At 71.7% G+C, this 20,602-nt stretch carries 19 protein-coding genes; 12 read left to right on the top strand and 7 right to left on the bottom strand.

Annotated elements, in window-relative coordinates:
- Positions 1-7: 7 nt before the first annotated feature.
- Entirely contained in the window at positions 8-592 is a 585-nt protein-coding gene (locus tag AC07AB_RS11655) for a sigma-70 family RNA polymerase sigma factor (RefSeq protein WP_478563869.1), read from the bottom strand.
- Between the two features lie 415 nt (positions 593-1,007).
- Complete coding sequence (locus AC07AB_RS11650; RefSeq protein ID WP_478563867.1) at positions 1,008-1,991, bottom strand: threonine/serine dehydratase; 984 nt, start codon at positions 1,989-1,991, stop codon at positions 1,008-1,010.
- A 260-nt stretch (positions 1,992-2,251) separates the two neighbouring features.
- Between AC07AB_RS11650 and AC07AB_RS11645 the strand changes: the two genes are divergently transcribed.
- Entirely contained in the window at positions 2,252-2,581 is a 330-nt protein-coding gene (locus AC07AB_RS11645; RefSeq protein WP_478563865.1) for a hypothetical protein, read from the top strand.
- Between the two features lie 194 nt (positions 2,582-2,775).
- Here AC07AB_RS11645 and AC07AB_RS11640 read toward each other — a convergent pair whose 3' ends face one another.
- Positions 2,776-3,318 (bottom strand): hypothetical protein, encoded by a 543-nt coding sequence (locus AC07AB_RS11640; RefSeq protein WP_478563863.1) that lies wholly within the window; start codon positions 3,316-3,318, stop codon positions 2,776-2,778.
- Between the two features lie 207 nt (positions 3,319-3,525).
- Between AC07AB_RS11640 and AC07AB_RS11635 the strand changes: the two genes are divergently transcribed.
- The 4 genes from AC07AB_RS11635 to AC07AB_RS11620 all read left to right on the top strand — a co-directional run bounded on the left by AC07AB_RS11635 (position 3,526) and on the right by AC07AB_RS11620 (position 6,208).
- Positions 3,526-3,762, top strand: a complete 237-nt coding sequence (locus AC07AB_RS11635; protein ID WP_478563861.1) for a DUF2277 domain-containing protein — start codon at positions 3,526-3,528, stop codon at positions 3,760-3,762.
- A 163-nt stretch (positions 3,763-3,925) separates the two neighbouring features.
- Positions 3,926-4,948: a PHP domain-containing protein gene (locus AC07AB_RS11630; protein WP_478563859.1), complete on the top strand. Its 1,023-nt coding sequence runs from the start codon at positions 3,926-3,928 to the stop codon at positions 4,946-4,948.
- A 106-nt stretch (positions 4,949-5,054) separates the two neighbouring features.
- Positions 5,055-5,195 carry a hypothetical protein gene (locus AC07AB_RS11625; RefSeq protein ID WP_478563857.1) on the top strand — a complete coding sequence of 47 codons (141 nt, stop codon included), beginning with the start codon at positions 5,055-5,057 and terminating at the stop codon, positions 5,193-5,195.
- 245 nt (positions 5,196-5,440) lie between these two features.
- Positions 5,441-6,208: a nucleotidyltransferase domain-containing protein gene (locus tag AC07AB_RS11620; RefSeq protein WP_478563855.1), complete on the top strand. Its 768-nt coding sequence runs from the start codon at positions 5,441-5,443 to the stop codon at positions 6,206-6,208.
- Positions 6,209-6,339: 131 nt separating this feature from the next.
- Here AC07AB_RS11620 and AC07AB_RS11615 read toward each other — a convergent pair whose 3' ends face one another.
- Both AC07AB_RS11615 and ligD read right to left on the bottom strand, forming a co-directional pair.
- Positions 6,340-7,314: an ATP-dependent DNA ligase gene (locus AC07AB_RS11615; protein WP_478564694.1), complete on the bottom strand. Its 975-nt coding sequence runs from the start codon at positions 7,312-7,314 to the stop codon at positions 6,340-6,342.
- Between the two features lie 116 nt (positions 7,315-7,430).
- Entirely contained in the window at positions 7,431-8,333 is a 903-nt protein-coding gene (gene ligD / locus AC07AB_RS11610; protein WP_478563853.1) for a non-homologous end-joining DNA ligase, read from the bottom strand.
- A gap of 32 nt (positions 8,334-8,365) precedes the next feature.
- On the opposite strand from ligD, the gene ku reads away from it, so the two are divergent.
- Together ku and AC07AB_RS11600 are read left to right on the top strand one after the other, a co-directional pair.
- Positions 8,366-9,403 carry a non-homologous end joining protein Ku gene (gene ku / locus AC07AB_RS11605; RefSeq protein WP_478563850.1) on the top strand — a complete coding sequence of 346 codons (1,038 nt, stop codon included), beginning with the start codon at positions 8,366-8,368 and terminating at the stop codon, positions 9,401-9,403.
- An 89-nt stretch (positions 9,404-9,492) separates the two neighbouring features.
- Complete coding sequence (locus AC07AB_RS11600; protein WP_478563847.1) at positions 9,493-11,862, top strand: phosphoketolase family protein; 2,370 nt, start codon at positions 9,493-9,495, stop codon at positions 11,860-11,862.
- 180 nt (positions 11,863-12,042) lie between these two features.
- Here the strand turns inward: AC07AB_RS11600 and AC07AB_RS11595 are convergent, their stop codons facing one another.
- Complete coding sequence (locus AC07AB_RS11595; protein WP_478563844.1) at positions 12,043-14,727, bottom strand: ATP-binding protein; 2,685 nt, start codon at positions 14,725-14,727, stop codon at positions 12,043-12,045.
- Between the two features lie 406 nt (positions 14,728-15,133).
- Here AC07AB_RS11595 and AC07AB_RS11590 point away from each other — a divergent pair, with 406 nt between their 5' ends.
- From AC07AB_RS11590 to AC07AB_RS11570, 5 genes are read left to right on the top strand one after another with little or no spacing between them, the layout of a single operon-like run.
- Positions 15,134-16,618 (top strand): sensor histidine kinase, encoded by a 1,485-nt coding sequence (locus AC07AB_RS11590; protein ID WP_478563841.1) that lies wholly within the window; start codon positions 15,134-15,136, stop codon positions 16,616-16,618.
- A gap of 25 nt (positions 16,619-16,643) precedes the next feature.
- A complete protein-coding gene (locus AC07AB_RS11585) occupies positions 16,644-17,030 on the top strand; it encodes a roadblock/LC7 domain-containing protein (RefSeq protein WP_478564691.1) in 387 nt (128 codons plus the stop codon).
- Positions 17,027-17,389 carry a DUF742 domain-containing protein gene (locus AC07AB_RS11580; protein WP_478563838.1) on the top strand — a complete coding sequence of 121 codons (363 nt, stop codon included), beginning with the start codon at positions 17,027-17,029 and terminating at the stop codon, positions 17,387-17,389. The genes AC07AB_RS11585 and AC07AB_RS11580 overlap by 4 nt, the downstream gene beginning before the upstream one ends.
- On the top strand, positions 17,370-17,993 hold the full coding sequence (locus AC07AB_RS11575; RefSeq protein WP_478563835.1) for a GTP-binding protein: 624 nt from the start codon (positions 17,370-17,372) through the stop codon (positions 17,991-17,993). The genes AC07AB_RS11580 and AC07AB_RS11575 overlap by 20 nt, the downstream gene beginning before the upstream one ends.
- Positions 17,990-19,435 carry a cytochrome P450 gene (locus AC07AB_RS11570; protein ID WP_478563832.1) on the top strand — a complete coding sequence of 482 codons (1,446 nt, stop codon included), beginning with the start codon at positions 17,990-17,992 and terminating at the stop codon, positions 19,433-19,435. Before AC07AB_RS11575 ends, AC07AB_RS11570 begins: the two co-directional genes overlap by 4 nt.
- Here the strand turns inward: AC07AB_RS11570 and AC07AB_RS11565 are convergent.
- Entirely contained in the window at positions 19,339-20,541 is a 1,203-nt protein-coding gene (locus AC07AB_RS11565) for a terpene synthase family protein (protein WP_478563829.1), read from the bottom strand. The two genes, AC07AB_RS11570 and AC07AB_RS11565, sit on opposite strands and share 97 nt — an antisense overlap.
- Between the last annotated feature and the right edge of the window lie 61 nt (positions 20,542-20,602).

Raw genomic sequence — 20,602 nt, 5'->3', positions numbered from 1 at the left:
CGTACGGTCAGCGTTCCTCGTACGGGCCTTGCGCCATCCCGGATTCGGCGACGATTCTGCGTTTCGCGTGCCGCACATGAGAGCGGACAACGGTCTCGTCCACGTTCAGGAGAGCACCGATCCGGTCGTCCGAATAACCGATCACAAACCGCAGCACCACCACGTCACATTGCCGCTCGGGAAGCCGGGAGAGCGCACTGTCCGAGCCCCCGCGACCTTCCAGCAGAACGAGTTGCTGCCCGTACTTCCGCAGCAGCGCGTGAGTGACGGCCGCGAGGGCGGCGGCCTGCGCCGCGGCCGTGCTGCGGCCGCTGTTCAGGAACCACTCGGCGATGTGCTCCTTGAACACCGTCCAGGCATAGGAGTCCACCGAGGGCTGGAGCAGGACATGCGCCCATTGGTCGGCCAGTTGCCGGTAGACGGCCTGGGTGAGTTTCTCCGCGACGAGTGCGTCACCGGTATGCAGACGGGCGTATTCCAGCCATTTGCGGGCGTGGAATTCGTGGAACGCCTCAAAGGAGATCTCCAGTCGTCGGCTGGGCCGCCGCGACGGCACACCGCCGGCCGCGGGCAGGTCGACATCACCGGTCACGGCCGTCCCTCGGTGCCGTCCGGGCCGCCCGCACGGACCGCGCGGCACCCGACCGTACGGGCCCCGACCAGCCGTTCTCCGGCGCTCGACCGCCGGAGCGTGGGCCTCCGTATGCCGTCGGCGGCAGACCGCGCCACAGTACAGAGCGAGAGGGAACGGACCCGGTCCGCGGTCACGAGGCACCTCGTTCCATGTCACCGCCGCTCTGCGCCCTTGAACAGACGTTGACGTCAGCGGGAGAGCGCGGGACTCCCGTCCCCAATGAACCTGATTTCAGGGCTCGTTGGGGCATGAATCCGAGAATTCCCCCGCGCTCCTTCGGCATATGACCACGGAATGCCAGGTGGCAGGGGCTTGGTCAATCCGTTCGAAGGGGTAAGTACCGTCCTGGCCGGAATTCCTATGGACCGGACGGTCACTCCGTGGTGGCGGGGAGCCGGCCCTCGGGCGTCAGGTCGGCCGGGTCCGTATTGGCGCCGCAGAGGATGACGGCGACGGTCTCACCGGCGGCCGGGGTATATCCCCGGGGCGCGCCGAGGGCGGCGAGGGCGGTGGCCGCGGCGTGTTCGACGGCGAGCCGCCGGCCGTCCCAGAGGGCCTGGCGGGCGCGGACGATTTCGGCGTCGGGCACGAGCACCGAGCGCACGTCGCCGCCCCGGGCGGCATCGAGGGCCGTCTGGGAGGCGCGCCGGGCCCCCAGGGAGTCCGAGGCGACCGAGTCCACGTCGACGTCGACGATCCGCCCGGCCTCCAGGGCCGCGTTCAGGGCGCGGCAGCGTTCGGGTTCGACGGCGACGGTGCGCAGCCCATGGTGCTCGGCGGCGGAGGCGACGCCGGAGAACAGCCCGCCGCCGCCGACCGCGACCACCACGGTGTCCAGGCCGGGTATCCGGTGGTGGATCTCATCGAGGAGCGTGCCGGCTCCGGCGGCGATCAGCGGGTGGTCGTAGGCGTGCGAGAGGAGCGCCCCCGTGGTGGCGGCGAACTCCTGGCAGGCTTCGGCGGCCTCCGCGTACTGGGTCCCGACGAGTCGCACATCGGCCTGGTAGCCGCGGAGCCTGGCGACCTTGACCGCCGGGGCGGTCTCGGGCAGGAAGACGGTGGCCCGTACGCCGTACCGCTGGGCCGCCCAGGCGCAGGCGAGCCCTGCGTTGCCGCCGGAGGCTATGGTGACGCCCGCGTCGGGGAGGGTGCCGGCCTCCCGGTGCGCCGCGAGGAAGTTGGCGGCGCCCCGCGCCTTGAACGACCCTGTGTGCTGCATGAATTCGAGGGCGAGCCACAGCCGGAAGGGCTCGCCGGCGGGTGCGCCACAGGCGTCGGCACGCGCGACGGTGACGGGCCGGATGTGCCCCGCGACACGGTCGGCGGCCTGCTTGACGTCACTGTAGGTGAGCTGCACGAGGGTTCCTTGAGAGTGGTCGGCGGCGGGCGGCGGGCCCCCGCCGGGGCCGGGGCGCCGGCTGGTGCGCGGGTCGGCGGGTCACCCGCGTACCGGCGCGGGTACCTGCCCATGATCCCACGGCGCCGTGGCAGCCACGAGAAATGCGGAATGGCCGATTACGCACCGTAAAGGTTGGCGCATTTGGCGCGGGTCCGTCGGAGCGGCCCCATGCCAAGATCTCGTCGACTTCAGCGCGCCACTCGACCGAAGGAACCTCCATGCAGACCCCTCGTCGTCTCGCCGCCACCGCCGTATCACTCGTCGTCGCAGCCGGCGGACTCGTCGTCATCAGCGCGCCGGCGTCCTCCGCCCGCGCGCTGAGCTGCGGAGTTTCCCGCATCGATGGGAGCGCGGGGCACAAGGGCGCCTACGCCAGCTGCGACGCGATGGGCAGCAAGTGGAGGATCTCCATCAAGTGCTTCGGCAATGGCAACCACTACACGCACTTGGGCAATGTCATCAAGGCCAACAAGTCCGGCGTCTCCACCGCGTGGTGCGACACCAACGGCGAGATCGAGGACGACGGCATCTCCATCGTCCCTGCCTGACAGGTCTTGGCGGGTCTTGATGGGTCTTGACGGGTCGTCTCCCGGCGCTCCGCTGAGGGGGACGCCCGCGCGGGCGAGCAGACCGAGCAGCGGTGGCAGGGGCCCGGCGCGACAGCCGCCGGGCCCGGGCCCTGCCTCCGGGCGCTCGCGCTCCGTACCGGTCAGGTGTGCTGAACACGCTGCGACCGCGCGCCCTACGCGGCTCGGCGCTCCTCGTCCGGCGCCTCGTCGTGGGCGGCGTCGTGGGCGTTCTCTCCGGCCAGGAGGGTGTACAGCGCCCCCGGCGTGACATAGCCCGACCAGCGCCGGTCGGCGAACAGGTGCGCTCCGGCGTCCTGATAGCACTGGTCGACGAGCTGGGAGCAGATCATGTGCTTCGTGCTGGCCACGTAACGGCGCAGCCCGGGAACCGGCAGATGGACGCGGTGCGTGGCGATGGCCAGGAAGTCGAGGAAGCTGTACTCCACTCCGACGTACCGGCCGCTCGCCTCGCACACGGCCCCGCGCTGCTCTTCGGTCAGGTCCGCGGGGCAGGTGTACACGACGGTCGAACTGTCGTACTCCGAGAGGGGCTTGATGCGGGCGCCGCCGGGTTCGGCTTCCAGCAGCCGTTCGTCGGGCAGGACGAGGAAGGCGTGTTCGTAGTCGGCGAATCCGTTGCCGTTCAGCCACTGGCCGAAGCGGATCAGCTTCCCGGTGGTACCGGATATCCGGGTGAGCCCGATGTCTCCGGGCATGGGCGTAGCGTGGATCACGTACTGCTCCTGTGTCGTGGGGGGAGGAGGACGGGCGGCGCAGGTGGCCGGCGGTGCGCGATGACGCCTCGTCACTCAGGTGATGCCCCCCGGGACCCCGGCAATAACACGCACAGGGGCGCGGACATGCCAGGTTTACGACGCTTACGACCGCGTGCCCTGCCGACGCCCCCGCTCTACGCTGAGCGCATGTGCCGCAGCATCAAAACCCTCCGCCCGCCCATCACCCCGGATGTCAGCGACGAGGACATCCGGGCGGCGGCGTTGCAGTACGTACGTAAGGTCTCCGGGTTCCGCGCGCCCGCCGCTCACAATCGGGGCGTGTTCGACGAGGCCGTCGACGCGGTGGCCGAGGCGACTCGGAAGCTGCTGGACGGACTGGAGGTCCGGCGGGCCGGGGGCCGGGGCGGCGGCAAGCCGACCTGATCCGCCGCCGCCATCGCCGCGGACCCTGCTGCCACCGGCCCCGGTGCCGCTGTTGCCGAGTGGGCGCCCTGGCCGGATCATGGTCATGACCTCGGGGAACGAGGTCCGACGGGGCGGCATGCCTGGTGGCCGGCACGCCGACGACGCGGTGAGCGGGTGAGCGATGGAGCCGGTGGAGGCGCTGGACCGTATCGCGTTCCTGCTGGAGCGCGCGCAGGCCCCCACGTACCGGGTACAGGCGTTCCGTACGGCGTCAGAAGTCATCGCCGCACTGCCGTCAGGGGAGCCGGCGGAGCGTGCCGCGTCCGGGACGCTGACCGAGCTGACGGGCATCGGTCCCAAGACCGCGCGGGTGGTGGCCGAGGCGCTCGCGGGTGACGTACCGGAGTATCTGGCCCGGCTGGAGGAAGAGGCCGAGGCGCCGCTCGCGGAGGGCGGCACCGCCCTGCGAGGCGCGCTGCGCGGCGACTGCCATCTGCACTCGGACTGGTCGGACGGCGGCAGCCCCATCGAGGCGATGGCCCGTGGCGCGAGGTCGGTGGGCCACCAGTGGGCCGTGCTGACCGACCACTCCCCCAGGCTGCGGATCGCGAACGGGCTGACCTCCGAGCGGTTGCGGGAACAGGTCGAGGCCGTGCACGAGGTCGACCGGCGGCTCGGCAAGGGCTTTCGGCTGCTGACCGGCATCGAGTGCGACATCCTCGCCGACGGCTCCCTGGACCAGGAGTCAGACCTCCTGGACCGCTTGGACGTGGTCGTGGCCTCCGCGCATTCCAAGCTCCGGATGGAGGAGGAGGCGATGACGCGGCGGCTGGTGGCGGCCGTCGCCAGCCCGCTGGTGGACGTACTCGGGCACTGCACCGGGCGGCTCGTGGCCGGCAAGGGGCGTCCCGAGTCGCGGTTCGACGCGGCGATGGTGTTCGCGGCCTGCGCCAGATTCGGCACCGCGGTCGAGATCAACAGCCGGCCGGACCGTCTCGATCCGCCGCTGCGTCTGATCCGCCAGGCCCTGGACGCCGGGGTCCTGTTCGCGATCGACAGCGACGCCCACGCGCCGGGCCAGCTGGACTGGCAGATCCTCGGCTGCGCCCGGGCCGAGGCGTGCGGTATCCCCGCCGAGCGCGTCATCAACACCTGGACCGCCCGCCAACTCCTGGACTGGACCCGTAACCGGCGGACACCATGACCGTCCCGCGTCGCCTTCGGTGAACGGCTTCGGTGAACGGCCTGCCGGACGGCGCGCGGCGGCGCTGCCCGTATCGGGTTCCGCGGGCGAGTGGGACAGTGAGGTCATGGATCGCGTCCCCCTCTTTCACCACGAGGCCCTGGCGTTCGAGGCCGCCGCCCGCCGGGCGGCCGGTATGGGTACGTCGCCCCTGGTAGCGGCCTGTCCCGGCTGGTCGGTGGCGGATCTGGTCCTGCATCTGGGGTAAGTGCACCGGCTGGTCATCCGTATCGTCGGTGAGCGGCTGAAGCACCTGCCGGACACCTCGGACCTCACCTTGTTCGGCCTCCCCGCAGATACCGAGGGCTGGCCGATGCCGGAGAACGCGCCGAGCCGGGCCGCGCCGCCGCGACAGCGTCCGCATGACAGCGCGTGTCACTCCTGGGCCACCGCCATCGCCGTACGACGCATCCGGCCGGCGGTGCGCTCCGGCCCGCCGCTACCCTCTCCCCCATGCACTCGGACGACGACAAAGCCTTCGCGGAACGCCTCACCGACCAGTTCGCGAGCCTGCCCGGCGTGCGGGCGGTCGCTCTGGGAGGGTCGCGGGCCACCGGTACCCACCGGCCCGACAGCGACTGGGACTTCGCCGTCTACTACCGGGAAGAGTTCTCGCCCGAGAGCCTGCGCGCGCTCGGCTGGCCCGGAGAGGTCTCCGAGATCGGCGAGTGGGGCGGCGGGGTGTTCAACGGCGGCGCCTGGCTCAAGATCGGCGAACGCGACGTGGACGTGCACTACCGCGATCTCGACGATGTCGAGCATCAGTTGGCCGAGGCCCGCGAGGGGCGGTTCGGCATCGAGCGGCTCATGTTCCATCTCGCCGGAATCCCGACGTACTTGGTCGTCGCCGAACTGGCCGTCAACAAGGTGCTCCACGGAGAGCTGCCCCGCCCCGAATACCCCGCGGCCCTGCGGCGCCAGGCCACCGAGCGCTGGTGGGGCACGGCTCAGCTGACCCTCGCGTACGCCCGTTCCGCCCATGCCGAGCACGGCCGCCTCACCGATTGCGCGGGCGCCATCGCCACCGCCGCCTGCCAGGCGGCGCACGCGGTGCTGGCGGCGCGGGGCGAGTGGGTCACCAACGAGAAGACACTGCTGGACCGGGCGGGGCTGCGCGGCGTCGACCGGATCCTGGCCGCCCTGGTCCCGGAGTCGAAGGCGCTCACGGCCGCCATCGACGAGACAGACGACGTGCTGAGGGCCGCGATCGAATCGCCGTGACGGTACGCGCGTACGTACGCCGCCGTCCGTACGCCGCCGTGCGGACCAGAGCAGGAGCAGGAAGCGCACGGCGGGTAGTCGGCAGTCGGCCCGCCCGGACTCCGCCGGAGATCAGCCGATGTCCTCGGGCGTCAGCCGATGTCCTCAGGAGCCAGATCGGGCCGCATCCGATGCCATGACGGATGCCGCAGGAGCCCGGCGCGGGTGCGGGTCGCGTACCCGATCTCGCCGACCAGGCGCGGCAACACCCATCGGGCGCCGGCCACCGGCGGCACGGTGTCGAAGGGGCAGTCGTCGATCGCGGAGATCCGCAGCAGGTCGGCGATGGCGGCGCGTTCGCGCTCGCTCCACCCGGTTCCCACGCTGCCCAGATAGCGCAGCGCGCCGCCGTCCTGGCGCTGTCCTACGAGCAGCGCCCCCGGGAGCCCGGCCAGCCGACCCCGGCCCGGCACCCATCCGCCGACGATCGCGTCCAGTGTGCGCACGTGCCGGATCTTGATCCACGCGCGCGAGCGGACCCCGGGCTCGTACCCGGAGTCGGTCCGTTTGAGCACCACGCCCTCCAGGCCGCGTTCGCGGGTGGCGTCCAGCGCCTGTTGGGCGTGGCCGACGACCGCGGCCGGCGTCGACCAGTGCGGACCCCGCAGGTCCAGCCGCTCCAGCAGCCGGCGGCGCTCGGCGTACGGGAGCCTCGTCAGGTCGCGGCCGTCGAGGAACATGACGTCGAAGAGGATCAGCTGAACCGGGACGTCCCGCGCCAGCCGAGCGGCCTTGGCCGGCGATCCGGACAGCGCCATCCGGGGCTGCAGCCGCTCGAAGTCCGGGCGGCCCCGGCCGTCGAGCGCGACGATCTCCCCGTCCAGTACGGCGGGGACGTCTCCGAGAGCGCCGCCCAGGGCGCCCAGCTCCGGGTAGGCGCCGGTGATGTCGGCGCCGGAGCGGGCCCTCAGCTCCACCGAGCCGTCCCCCGGCAGATACAGAACGCTCCGCTGACCGTCGTACTTCGTTTCCGCCGCCCACCGCTCCACCGCCCCCGGGACCGGCAAGTGCCCCGCCGTCGCGAGCATGGGGGCGATCCGGGGCAGGGGCGGGGACTGGCTGGCCATGGCCGAGATCTCGCCCGGTCCGGTACGGTTCACACGCGGTTGGCGGCCTTGTCCCCCGAACGGCGTATGGCCTGGTCAGCACAGGTCCGACGGCCTCACGGCAGCTCAGGGACAGCTCACGGCAGCCGTCCCCGCACCCCCTCGTCGGTAAGCGGCGCCAGCAGGTCGCCGCGGTCGGCCACCCGGTCCAGCACCTGTTCCGGCGTGAAGGCGAGATCCTGCGGCGCGCGGCAGTTCTCGACCTCGTCCCAGTCGACCGGCGTCGCGATGTGCGGGTGGTCGCGCAGCCGCAGCGTGTACGGCGCGGCCGTCGTCTTCGCCGTGGTGTTCTGCGACCAGTCGATGAACACTTTCCCGGCACGCGCCTCGCGCGCCATCGTCACGACGACCAACCCGGAGTGTTCGTCCTCCATCCGGGTGGCGAGCTCTTTGGCGTACGCGCTCACGGCCCGGCCCGCCGCCGGGTGCAGGGGCGCGTAGAGGTGCATCCCCTTCGAGCCGGAGACCACGGGGCAAGCGGTCAGCCCGTCGTCGGCGAGGAGCTGCCGCAACCGCAGCGCGACCCGGCAGCACACCACCAGGTCCGTGCCGGGGCCGGGGTCGAGGTCGAGTACGAGGCGGTCGTGGCCGTCCGGTCCCGCCGTGCCCGTCCATTGCGGCACATGGAACTCGTACGCGCCGAGGTTCGCCATCGCCACCAGTGTGGCGGTGGAGTCGACGGTGATGTGGTCGACGGGCCCTTCCTTGCCGGGTACGGGCACCAGGCGCACCCAGTCGGGGGTGCCGCCGGGCGGGTTCTTGGCGTACCAGGACTGCCCCGCGGGGCCTTCCGGGGCGCGGACGAAGGAGGCGGGGCGGTCGGCGGTGTGCGCCACCATCGCGTCGGCGATCGTGGCGTAGTAGTGCAGCAGCTGGGCCTTGGTGTGTCCCGAGGCGGGAAATACCACGCGGTCCAGGTGGGTCAGGGCGAGGCGGTGGCCGTCGAACTCCACGGCCTGCCGGTCCGGCGATGTGGGCATAGTGTGGAAATTCCCCATGGAGGTACAAAATTATGCGAACCATGTGGAAAGGGGCGATTGGTTTCGGGCTGGTATCCGTGCCGGTCAAGCTGTACGCGGCCACCGAGGACCACGGTGTCAGGCTCCACGAGGTGCACGACAAGGACGGCGGGCGCATCCGCCGCAGGAGCGTGTGCTCCGTGTGCGGGGAGGAGGTCGGCTACGAGCACATCGCCAAGGGGTACGAGGACGACGAGGGCCGTACCGCGATCCTGACCAAGGACGACCTGGCCGACCTTCCGCTCCCCAGCAAGAACCTCATCGACGTGCTCGCCTTCGTGGACGCCGACAAGATCACGCCGCTGCAACTGGCGCGCTCCTATTACCTGGCCCCCGACAGCGGCGCCGCCGACAAGCCCTACGTCCTGCTGCGCGAGACGCTGAAGAAGACGGACCGGGTCGCCATCAGCAAGATCACGATTCGGACCCGGGAGTCGCTGGCCCTGCTGCGCGTCCAGGGCGACCTCATGATGGTGCACACCATGTACTGGCCCGACGAGATCCGCGACAGCGCCGGTCTCGCCCCGCCCGACTCCGTGACCGCGCGGCCGCAGGAGCTGAAGATGGCGACGAGCCTCATGGACACCCTTTCGGAGGACTTCGACCTCGAAGAGCTGGAGGACGAGTACCAGCGCGCACTCGACGAGCTGGTCACCGCCCGGCTGGACAAGAAGACGGCCACCGCCACGTCGGACACCACCGCCGCACCGGACAACGTCATCGACCTCATGTCCGCCCTCCAGGCATCCATCGACCGGGCGGACAAGGACGACAAGGAAGATAGGGGGGATAAGGGCGGCAGGGGTGAGAGGGGCGGGCGGACGGCCCGTAGAACCGCCGAGTCCGCCCGATCCACCGGGGCCGCCAAGAAGACCGCCGCGAAGAAGAGCACGGCGAAGGACAGCGCGAAGAGCCCCGCGGCGAAGACCACGGCGAAAAGCAGCGGGGCCAAGAAGAGCACGGCGAAGAAGGCCACCGCCAAGTCCGCGAAGACGGCCGCCGCCAAGAAATCGTCCCGCCGCGCCTCCTGAAGCGGGGCCGACGACTCCGCCCGGCCGCGCATGGCCCGGCACATGGAGGGGAGACGGCCCGTACGCCCGTACCCGACGAAGGGCTGTTCATGGAGACGCGTACGCCGCTCGACGCGGACGAACTCGACCAGTTGCTGGCACACTGGCGCGCCCTGAACTACCTGGCCGCCTGTCAGCTGTACCTCACCGGGAACCCCCTGCTCCGCGAGGAGTTGCGGCCCGAGCACATCAAGCCCCGGCTGCTGGGGCACTGGGGCACCTGCCCCGGCCTCAACCTCGTCTACACCCATCTCAACCGGGTGATCACGGCCCGCGACCTCGACGCGGTCTGCGTGTGGGGCCCCGGGCACGGCGGTCCGGCCGTGCTGGCGGGGGCCTGGCTGGACGGTTCGTACGGCGATGTCGACCCGGATCTCGGCCGGGACGCCGCCGGGATGGCCCGGCTCTTCCGGCAGTTCTCCTTCCCCGGCGGGGTGCCGAGCCATGCCGCGCCGGAGGTCCCCGGGTCCTTTCACGAAGGCGGTGAGCTGGGCTACTCCCTCGCGCACGCCTATGGCGCGGCGCTCGACAACCCCCAGTTGCTGGCCGCCTGCGTGATCGGCGACGGCGAGGCCGAGACGGGGCCGCTCGCCGCGTCCTGGCACGCGAACAAATTCCTCGACCCGGTGCACGACGGTGCGGTGCTGCCGATCCTGCACCTCAACGGCTACAAGATCGCCAACCCCGCCGTGCTGGCGCGCCTGCCCCAGGACGAGCTCGACTCACTGCTGCGCGGCTACGGCCACGAGCCGCTGCACGTCCAGGGCGACGACCCGGCCCGCGTCCACCAGGACATGGCCGCCGCCATGGACCTCGCCCTCGACCGTATCGCCGGCCATCAGCGGGCGGCCCGCGTGGACGGCGAGAGGCGGCGTCCCCGCTGGCCGATGATCGTGCTGCGCACCCCGAAGGGCTGGACCGGCCCGGCCGAGGTGGACGGGCTGCCGGTCGAGGGCACTTGGCGCGCACACCAGGTGCCGCTGGCGGGCGTACGGGAGAACGCCGACCACCGGCGGCAGTTGGAGAGCTGGCTTCGCGGTTACGCGCCGGACGAACTCTTCGACCCCGACGGCCGCCCGCGACCGGAGGTGCTGGCCTGCGTGCCCTCGGGCGACCGCAGGCTCGGCGCCAATCCGCACGCCAACGGCGGCCGGCTCGTGAGGGAGCTGCCGCTGCCCGATCTGAAGCGCTTCGCCGTGCCGCTCGACAAGCCCGGCGACCAGTCGCACGAGCCGACCCGGGTGCTCGGCGCACTGCTGCGCCAGGTGATGGCCGACACCGCCCTCCGCCGTGACTTCCGGGTGATGGGCGCGGACGAGACCGCTTCCAACCGGCTGCAGGACCTGTACGCGGCGACGGACAAGGCGTGGCAGGCGGAGACGCTCCCGACGGATGAGCATCTGGGGCCGCACGGACGGGTGATGGAGGTGCTCTCCGAGCATCTGTGCCAGGGGTGGCTGGAGGGCTATGTGCTCACCGGGCGGCACGGGCTGTTCTCCTCCTACGAGGCGTTCGCGCACATCGTCGCCTCCATGGCCGCCCAGCACGTGAAGTGGATCGACAGCGCCCGCGCGGTCCCCTGGCGGGCTCCGGTGCCGGGCTTCAACTACCTGCTGACCTCGCATGTATGGCGCCAGGACCACAACGGCTTCTCCCATCAGGACCCGGGCTTCATCGACCACATCCTCAACAAGAGCCCGCACGCCGTACGCGCGTATCTGCCGCCGGACGCCAACACGCTGCTCTGCGTGGCCGATCACGTGCTGCGCACCCGGGACGCCGTCAACGTCGTGGTCGCCGGGAAGCAGCCGACGTTCGACTGGCTCGATCTGGAACAGGCCCGGGCGCACTGCGCGCGCGGCGCGGGCGTATGGGAGTGGGCGGGGACCGAGCGTCCGGGCGAGGGGCCCGACGCCGTCCTCGCCTGCGCCGGCGACGTTCCGACGCAGGAGGCGCTGGCCGCGGCGAGCCTGCTCCGCGAGCACCTGCCCGAGCTGGCCGTACGCGTCGTCAACGTCGTCGACATGACCCGCCTGATGCCGCGCGAGGACCACCCGCACGGCATGACCGACCGCGACTTCACCGCCCTCATCACCCCGGACCGGCCGGTGATCTTCGCGTACCACGGCTATCCCTGGCTGATCCACCGCCTCGCCTACCGGCGGCCCGGCCACGCGAATCTGCATGTGCGCGGCTACAAGGAGATGGGCACGACGACCACGCCGTTCGACATGGTCGTCCGCAACGACCTGGACCGCTACCGGCTCGTGATGGACGTCATCGACCGGGTGCCCGGCCTGGCCGTGCGGGCCACCGGGGTGCGGCAGGCCATGGAGGATGTGCGCGCCCGGCACCACGACTGGATCCGCGAGCACGGCACGGACCTGCCGGAGGTCGCCGACTGGCGGTGGCCCGGCTGACGCCGCCCGCGCGCTCCGGGCGAGGGGCCCGGCCCGTTCTTCGCGCTCCGCTCCGCGCGGCTTGCCGTCCGCGCGGGGCGGGCGTGCACCGCCCGTACCGCCCGGCCGACAGCCTCGTACGACGATCGGCGTACGGGCGGGTGGCGCGGGTGCCTTCATGGGCGGCCTCAGGCCGCCCCCTCACAACCCCACAGCCGCCAACTCTTCCCGCGCCTTCTTGGCGACCCCGTCCGCCCCGCAGTCCTCGGCGAGGCTCAGCCCCTGCCGGAGCTGTTCGGCGGCCCTGGCGCAGTGGCCGCGCAGCCGCAGCGCCGCGCCGTGGTCCACCAGAGCGGCGGCGTACTCGTATCTGCTCGGGGACCGGCGCAGATGGCCGACGGCGCTCTCCAGCATGGACAGGGCCTTGCCTTCCTCGGCGAGCGCCGAGGCCCGGCGCAGCGCCTCGCCCATGGCGGTGTCGGTGCCGAACCGGGCGGCGTGCTGGACGGCCTCTGCCGACAACGCACGGGCACGCTCCGGCTCTTCGGCGGCCAGCGCCTCCGCGAGGTCGAGCGCCCAGGGCGCCCACAGGGTGTTGTGACGGCCGCGCTCCGCCAACTGGCGCCCCGCGGCTTCCAGTTCGGCGACGGCCTCCGCGCGGTGGCCGCGGGCCAGCAGCAGCCGTCCCGCGAGGCAGGCGGCGTCGGGCATGACGATCGCCGGCGAGTAGGGCGCGCGGAAGGAGTTGACCTCCGCGACGGCCTGGGCCTCGGCCACATGGCCGCGGGCGAGCAGGGTGTCGATGAGCAGGCAGGTGCCGTCCCACTGGACGGGCAGGCCGGGGCCGAGGCGGCCGGCCAGCCGGAGCCCCTCGCGGAGAAACGTCTCAGCAACTGCGAGCCGACCGCGTCGGCGGTGGACGAGACCCACGAGGTCGTGGGCGAAGGCGAGGTGGGCCCCGCTCCAGCCGGAGATCTCGAAGGCGCGTACGGCCTCGTCCGACAGGTCCGCGGCATGGTCGAGCCGGTCGGTGTAGGCGAAGGTCAGGCAGATGATGCTGGGGATCTCGAAGCCCCACTCGGTGTTGGTCCAGCCCATACCCGGGGCGAGGCGGCCGTCGATGAGCGCGCGGTCGTTGATCTCGGTGACGCGCAGCGCGTTCTCGCCGCGGATCATGCCGTCGAACGCGCACAGTGCGAGCAGCGCCCGCTCGGCGTCGTCGCTGCCGCCGAGACGGTCGGCTATACCGGCGACCCGCCGCGCCCGGCCGGCGCTGTCCACCTCGTCGACCTGCATGCTCTTCCAGAGGTAGTGCGCGACTTGGAGCCGCATCAGGCCGGGGCCGTCGGGCGTACGGGCGGCCTCGACGGCCACCACCTCGGCTGCTTCGGGGAGTTGGCTGTTGTGCCCGTACGCCTGGGAGAGCCGGTAGGTGGCGTCGACGCGCAGTTCCTCGGGGAGATCGGGCAGGGCGAGCGCTTCGCGCAGGTGGTCGATGGTGGTGTGCGGCGAGGTGAGCAGGGTGGAGCAGCCGAGTTCGTACAGGAGGGCCGCGCGCTCCTCGTCGGGCGGGGGCTCCGCCAGGGCCCGCTCCAGACAGCGGCGGGCCGCGAGCGGGGCGCCGACGGCGAGGTGTTCGCGGGCGGCGGCGCGCAGCTGCCGCACCAGTTGCGGATCGTCCTCGGGGTGGACCTCCAGCAGATGCCGGGAGGCGGCGGCCGGGCCGTGGCCCGCCTGCGTGACCGCCCAGGCGGCCTGACCGTGCATGGCGGTGCGGGTGGCGGCCGGGATGGCCTGGTAGATGGCGGTGGCGATGAGCGGATGGACGAATTCGAGGTCACTGGAGCCGGTGAGGATACGGGCCTCGCGCAGCCGGTCCGCGCTCTCGGCGGCCACCGCCGGGGACACCGCGGCCAGGTTGGCGGCTAACCGGGGCGAGATCTCGGTGCCGAGTACGGCCGCGGCCCACGCGAAGCGGACAGTCTCCGCGCCGAGCCCCGCCAGCCGGGTGACGAGGCCGTTGCCGCGGGCCTCGGCGCCGAGCCCGCGCAGCAGGGCGGCGCTGTCCTCGACGGGTTCGATGGCGCGGTCCCGGGCCTTGGCGATCAGCTCCACGGCCTCGTACGGATTGCCGCCGGTGACGGCCCAGACCTCGCGGCAGAAGGGGGCGTCCGCGCCGTCGCCGAGCGTCGTGCGCACGAGCTCGGCCACGGCGGCCGGGGTGAGTTCGCGCAGCACGGCGGGGCGGACGTCGCGCCCGCCGACGAGGTCGGCGAAGTCCGGTGCGTGGGCGGGCAGTTCGTCGGGGCGATAGGAGAGGACGACGAGGAGGGGGAGTTCGGGCAGCCGGACGGCGAAGGAGGTGAGCCAGGCCAGCGACTCGGCGTCGGCCCAGTGCGCGTCGTCGATGACCAGCGCCAGCGGGTCGCCGCCGGCGGCGAGCCGGGTGATGACCCAGTCGATGCCGTCGCGCACGCCCTGCGGGTCGGCCCGCTGCTCACGGGGCGGCGCCACGCCCAGCGCCGGTCCGGCGATGTCGTACCAGCCTCCGAAGAGCTCTCTGCGCTCGGCGGCCGACATCGGTGCGATGGCCGGCTGGAGCAGTTGCCGTACGACGTGGAAGGGCACGGACCGCACCGATTCACTGCCGCGCGCGGAGAGTACGGTGCAGTGGCCGCGCTCCATGGCGATCCGCCGCACCTCGGCCAGCAGCGCCGTCTTGCCCAGGCCGGCCGCCCCGCTGTACAGGAGCAGTCCGCCGAGGGGTGCGCCCCCTTCGGCGGCGTCTGCGCAGAAGCTGTCCACCGCCCGCTCGGCAGCGGCGATCTCCGGTTCACGCTCGAACAGGGCGGCGGGGTACCGCTGTTCGCGCTGGTGCCCCGTCATGGCGGTGTCTCCCGACGGTCTGTCCGTATACCTGGTGCGGCGATCCTAGCCGCGTCGGGAGCCTCGCGGGCGGGGTTCCGGGCAGGAGCACCGGCACGGGTGACACCCACGGTCGAACGAACGCGCGTCCTATGAATTCGCATAATAATTCGCACGCGAAAGCGTGGGGCATTATGAACCCCTTCGAATTCACTCATCAGTGCGTCACTCCGAATATGACATCTTCGTCCCGGGGGCCGGCGTGACAAGCTACGCTCCATGGCGCGAAGTGGGTTGCCGTGACTACAGCACACCCCTGCCAACTGCTGCGCTGCCGCTGTTCTTCGAGGTAAATCGGGTCGGCGCCCAATCGCACACGCAGCTCAGCCCCCTTTCCACCCCCCTTTCCAAGAGCTCAAGGATCTCGATGGTTGGTATTGGCTCGTCATCTCACGCCAGGCGGCCCACCACCGCTTTCATATGGCTGCTCCCTCCCGCCGTGGTCGCGGTCTGCGCGGTGGCAGCGGTGGCGGCCGTCCGGGCCGAGGCACGGACGGCGGTGATCTGGTGCGGCACGATGGCCACCCTCGCGGTGGCACTGGCCGCGGCCGAGGCGGTCCGGCGCGGGCGGCTCATCGAGGCGTTGCGCGCCCGGTCCGCCGAGCGGGAGGCCGCCCTTCAGGGCCAGCTCGACCAGCAGGAGGCCGAGACCCTCCGACTGGCGCGGGAGATGCTGCCCGCGGCGGTGACCCTGCTCCGGCGCGGCACCCCGCTCGACGACGTGCTCGGCCGCGTACAACCGGTCGTCCGGCTGGAACCGCAGTACGCGAAGGCGCACCGGCAGTTGCTGCGCGCCGTGGTGGAAGCCGTCCACACCGAGGAGGGCATGCGCGATTCCGCGCAGCGCGCCTTCGTGAACATCGCCCGGCGCGTACAGGCCATCGTCCATCAGCAGGCGACGGACATCCGGGAGATGGAGGACCGGCACGGCGCCCAGCGGGAGTTCTTCCGGGACCTGCTCCACCTCGACCATGGGAACGCGCTGGTCGGGCGGTTGGCCGACAGTATCGCCGTACTCGGCGGCTCGCGGCCCGGCCGTCAGTGGAAATACCAGATCCCGCTGTACAACGTGTTGCGCGGCGCCATGTCGCGCATTCTCGACTACCGCCGGGTCGACCTGCATTCGGTGGCCGATGTCGCGATCGAGGGGCCCCTGGTGGAGCCGCTCATCCACGCCGTCGCCGAGCTGCTCGACAACGCCACCCGCTACTCCCCCCCGGAGACCCGGGTACACCTCACCGCGATCCAGGTCCAGTCGGGCGTGGCCATCGAGATCGAGGACTCCGGCGTGGGCCTCACCGACGAGACCCGGCGGCGTGCCGAAGCGGTGCTCAACTCCCTGCACGGCGGGCTGGACCTGGACGACCTCGGCGAGGCGCCGCGGCTCGGTCTGGCCGTGGTCAGCCGGCTCTCCAAAACGCACGACTTCCTGATCTCGCTGCGCCCCTCCGCCTACGGCGGCGTCCGGGCCGTCCTGGTCGCCCCGCAGGACATCATCCGGCCGACCCACGCGCCCGGTGGCGAGGTGGCCCGGGCCGCCACCTTCCCGCCCCCCAAGATCAGGAGGCGTCCGGGCTCGCCGCCTCCTCAGGTGCCGCCGCCCATGGAACACCCACCGGCCGCCGAGCACGACGGGGACGGACTCCCGCAGCGACGGCGCCGTATGCCCAACACCCCGCGCATCCGCTCGTCCCGCACGCCCGTGAACGCGCCGGACAAGCCCGCCGAGAGCGAGCCGCCCCGGGAGCCCGGGCTGTGGATCGACTCCTTCATGAGCGGCTTCAACGGCTTGACGCCCGCGGCCGATTCGGGCCAGTCGAACAGCGACGCAATGTCAGACAAGGAAGAGTAGCCAAGTGACGCAGCTGCGGTTCAACATGGACTGGATGCTCAAGGATCTGGCGACAGGTGTGCCCCAGACCCGCCACGTGATCGTGCTGTCCTCCGACGGCCTGCGCATGGCCCAGCACGGCCCGGACACCGACGCCGCCGACCGGCTCGCCGCCGCCTGCGCCGGCCTGCAGAGCCTGTCGACGGCCGTCGCCACCGAATTCCCGCACGGCGACGGGCAGATGAGACTGGTCGTGATCGAGGTCAGCGGCGGCTTCTTCTACATGATGGCGGCCGGGCCGGGCGCGTATCTCGCGGTACTGGCCGACGACGACGTGGATACGGGCCTGATGGGGCAGCAGATGCGCGATCTGGTGGCCCGCATCGGTGAACACCTCACCAGCCCGCCGCGGGTCAGCGGACCGGTGACATGAGCCAGGCGGGACGCCGCGCCTGGGATCCGGGCAACCCCGAACGGCTGTTCACCATCTCCGAGGACGCCGGCTCCGCGCAGCACAAGGGCCCTCTCGACCTGGTGACACTGATCGTGACCCGCTCCGTGCCGGACTCGGGGTTACAGCCCGAGCAGGCCGCGATTCTGCGGATGTGCGACTACCCCCTCTCGGTGGCCGAGATCTCCGCGTATCTCACCCTGCCCGTCAGCACCCTGCTCGTGCTCCTGGACGAGTTGGTCGCACGGGAGCAAGTAGAGGCGCGGCCTCCGGTACCGGCCGCCGCGCTGCCCGATATCCAGCTTCTGGAGGCGGTGATGCATGGACTACAGAATCTCTGACGCGTACACCGGCCCCAGGAGCGAGGACTACCTCCCCGCCTCGGTCGCCACGGCGGTGAAGGTGGTGATCGTCGGTGGCTTCGGTGTCGGCAAGACGACCCTGGTCGGCTCGGTGAGCGAGATCCGCCCGCTGACCACCGAGGAGACGATGACGCAGGCCGGCGTGGGGGTGGACGACATCGCCGGGGTGGAGGAGAAGACCGAGACCACCGTGGCGATGGACTTCGGCCGGATCAGCATCAACGAGCGGCTGGTGCTGTACCTGTTCGGCACCCCCGGCCAGCAGCGCTTCTGGTTCCTGTGGAACGGGCTGTTCGAGGGCGCCCTGGGCGCCGTGGTACTGGTCGACACCCGTCGGCTGGAGGTCAGTTACGACGTGGTCGGCCGTCTGGAGGAGCGCGGCGTGCCCTTCGTGGTCGCCGTCAACACCTTCCCCGGAGCGCCCTCCTATCCGATGCGTGAGCTGCGGTCCGCCATGGACCTGCCGGACGACGTGCCCATGGTCGAATGCGACGCCCGTGACCGCGGCTCCTGCCGCGACACCCTGATGGCGCTCATGCGATACCTCCACTCCATGACGACCGCATCCCCGGAGCGACAGTGACCTTCCCTGACGAACACACCCGCGTCCAGCCCCCCCTGGTGCCACCGCCGCAGTGCCCGGCGCACGGCGGCGCCGACGGGATCACGCGGCTCTACGGGCCCGAGGCCGAGACCGATCCCATGGGGCTGTACGAGCGGCTGCGCGAGCGGCACGGCCCGGTCGCGCCCGTACTGCTGGACGGCGACCTCCCGGCCTGGCTGGTGCTCGGCTACCGCGAGAACCTGGAGGTGGTCCGTACGCCCACCCGCTTCTCCCGCGACTCGCGGCACTGGAGCGCCCTGCGCGAGGGGCGGCTCACCGCGGACCACCCGCTGGCCCCCGTCTCCGCCTGGCAGCCCATCTGCGTCTTCGCCGACGGGCAGGTGCACGAGCGCTGGCGCGGGGCGGTCAACGACAGCCTGGACCGCTTCGACCGCCGCGGCATCCGCCGCCATATCACGCGGTTCTCCCACGAGTTGGTCGACGCCTTCTGCACCGAGGGCACCGGCGACCTGGTGCACCACTTCGCGGAGCCGCTGCCGATGCTGGTGATGACCCAGTTGCTCGGCATGCCGGACGACTACGGTCCGCGGCTGGTCGAGGCCGCTCGTGACATGGTCAAGGGCACGGAGACGGCGGTCGCCAGCAACGCCTACCTCCAGGAGACCCTGAGCAAGCTGGTGGCGCGCAAGCACCGCAGCCCCGGTCTCGACCTCACCAGCTGGCTGCTCGAACACCCCTCGGGGCTCACCGATGAGGAGGTCGAGCACCATCTGCGGCTCGTCCTCATCACGGCGTTCGAGAGCACCGCGAACCTGATCGCGAACACGCTGAAGATGGTGCTCACCGATCCGCGCTTCCGCGCCCATCTGGCGGGCGGCCATATGACGTGGCCGGACGCGGTGGAGCAAGTGCTGTGGGACGAGCCGCCGTTCACGACGATCCTCGGCCGCTGGGCGGCGCAGGACACCGAGCTCGCGGGACAGCAGATCAAGGCGGGCGACGCCCTGGTGATCGGGCTCGCGGCGGCGAACACGGACTCCGTGATCCGCCCCGACCCGATGGCGCCGGTCCACGGCAACCGGTCCCATCTGGCGTTCAGCGGCGGCACCCACGAGTGCCCCGGCCAGGACATCGGCCGGGCCATCGCGGACACGGGCATCGAGATGCTGCTGACCCGGCTGCCCGATCTCGTCATCTCCTGCGAGGAGTCCGAGCTGACCTGGAGCTCGTCCTTGATGGTCCGTCATCTGGACGCTCTGCCGGTGCAGTTCACCCGCCAGACCCAGCAGCCTCCCGCGCCCGAACCGGGCGCCGCGTGGGAGGCGTCGTTCGAGGAGGAGGACGCCGCGGCCGAGGCGCTCCGTCAGCCGCCCGCGGCGTCCCCGGAGCCGCCGGCCAGTGCGCCGCTGCTGCTCAAGTCCTGGTGGCGGTCGCTGGTCCAGTGGTGGCGCGGGCTCTGACGCGGTACGCGCAGCTGGTCCCACCACCAGGCCACGGTCGGTATGGGCAAGGGCTCGGTGCTCGGGTCGGTGGGGCCGTCCCGCCAGGTGACGTTCAACGTGGCGCCGGGGACGGGGAGTTCATGGCGGTTGCGCGGACTGGCGTAGCGCGGTGCGGTGTCGGACCACCGTATGTTCCCGGCTATGAAGTGGCCCAGCCCTTCGAGGTAGCGGCGCAGCGCCGGTCCGGCGTCGCTCAGGAGCTGGTCGCGCAGGGTCAGGAAGAGGGCCATGGTGCGGTCGCGGACGACGAGTGCGTCGGCGACCGCCCGGTCGAACGTGCAGCGGTTGTGGTGCATGAGGACGTTGATGACGTTCTGGCCGGGCTGCTGGCCGGTCGCGCGCCGGCTGTCCTCCTTGGCGTAGGAGAGGAGGTCGTTGTCGCAGGCCACGATCAGGCCCGTGGCCTCGGTCACCGCCCGGACGGGATCGGAGTACAGCTGCTCGGCCGGCACTTCGATGGCGTTGGCTATCTCGATGAAGGCCGCGTCGAACCGGCCGCCGACATCCGATATCCGGCCGGGCAGGTACTCCGCCAGGGTCGGCATGATGCCGCGGGCGCTGTTGCCGTTCTGCCAGGCGACCCCCAGCAGGAAGTCCCGGATGCCTTCGGCGAGCCGCTGGAACTGCACGGGGGTGGTCAGCTCCCGGGTGCGGGCGACGAGGTCGTCGAGGGCGGCGGCCACCGGGCCCGCGCCGAGCATGCCGGACCCCGGCGCCTCGACGCAGCGCGTCAAGCGGAAGCCGAGGTCGACGATGTCGAGGTGGCGGGCGGCCGGTGACCCGGTGTCGAGCCGCACGTCGTCGAGGGCGAACATCCAGTGGTTCCAGATGGCGAAGAGGAACAGCGGTTCCTCTTCGCCGTGCGGGGCCACCCGGCAGCTGAACTCCGTGGCGTGGGCGGCGAGGTTCCAGGCCCGGTCGACGTCGTTGGCGAAGATGCCGCTGGCGTCCAGCCAGGCGACGGCACGCCGTTCGATCCGGGCGGCCCGCGGATGGACGGCGGATTCGATGGGGCAGTAGAACGGCGGCAGTCGCCGGCCGGTGAGAGGCGCGCGGGCGGGCATCTCGGCTCCTGGTGTCAGCGGTCCTTGGGGCGGGTGTCGTGAGGTCTGGGGCCCGGGGAGG

Source organism: Streptomyces sp. NPDC044033, assembly GCF_056434425.1.
Note: the sequence above shows the minus strand (reverse complement) of the source record. Positions and strands in the feature narration are given on the sequence as shown.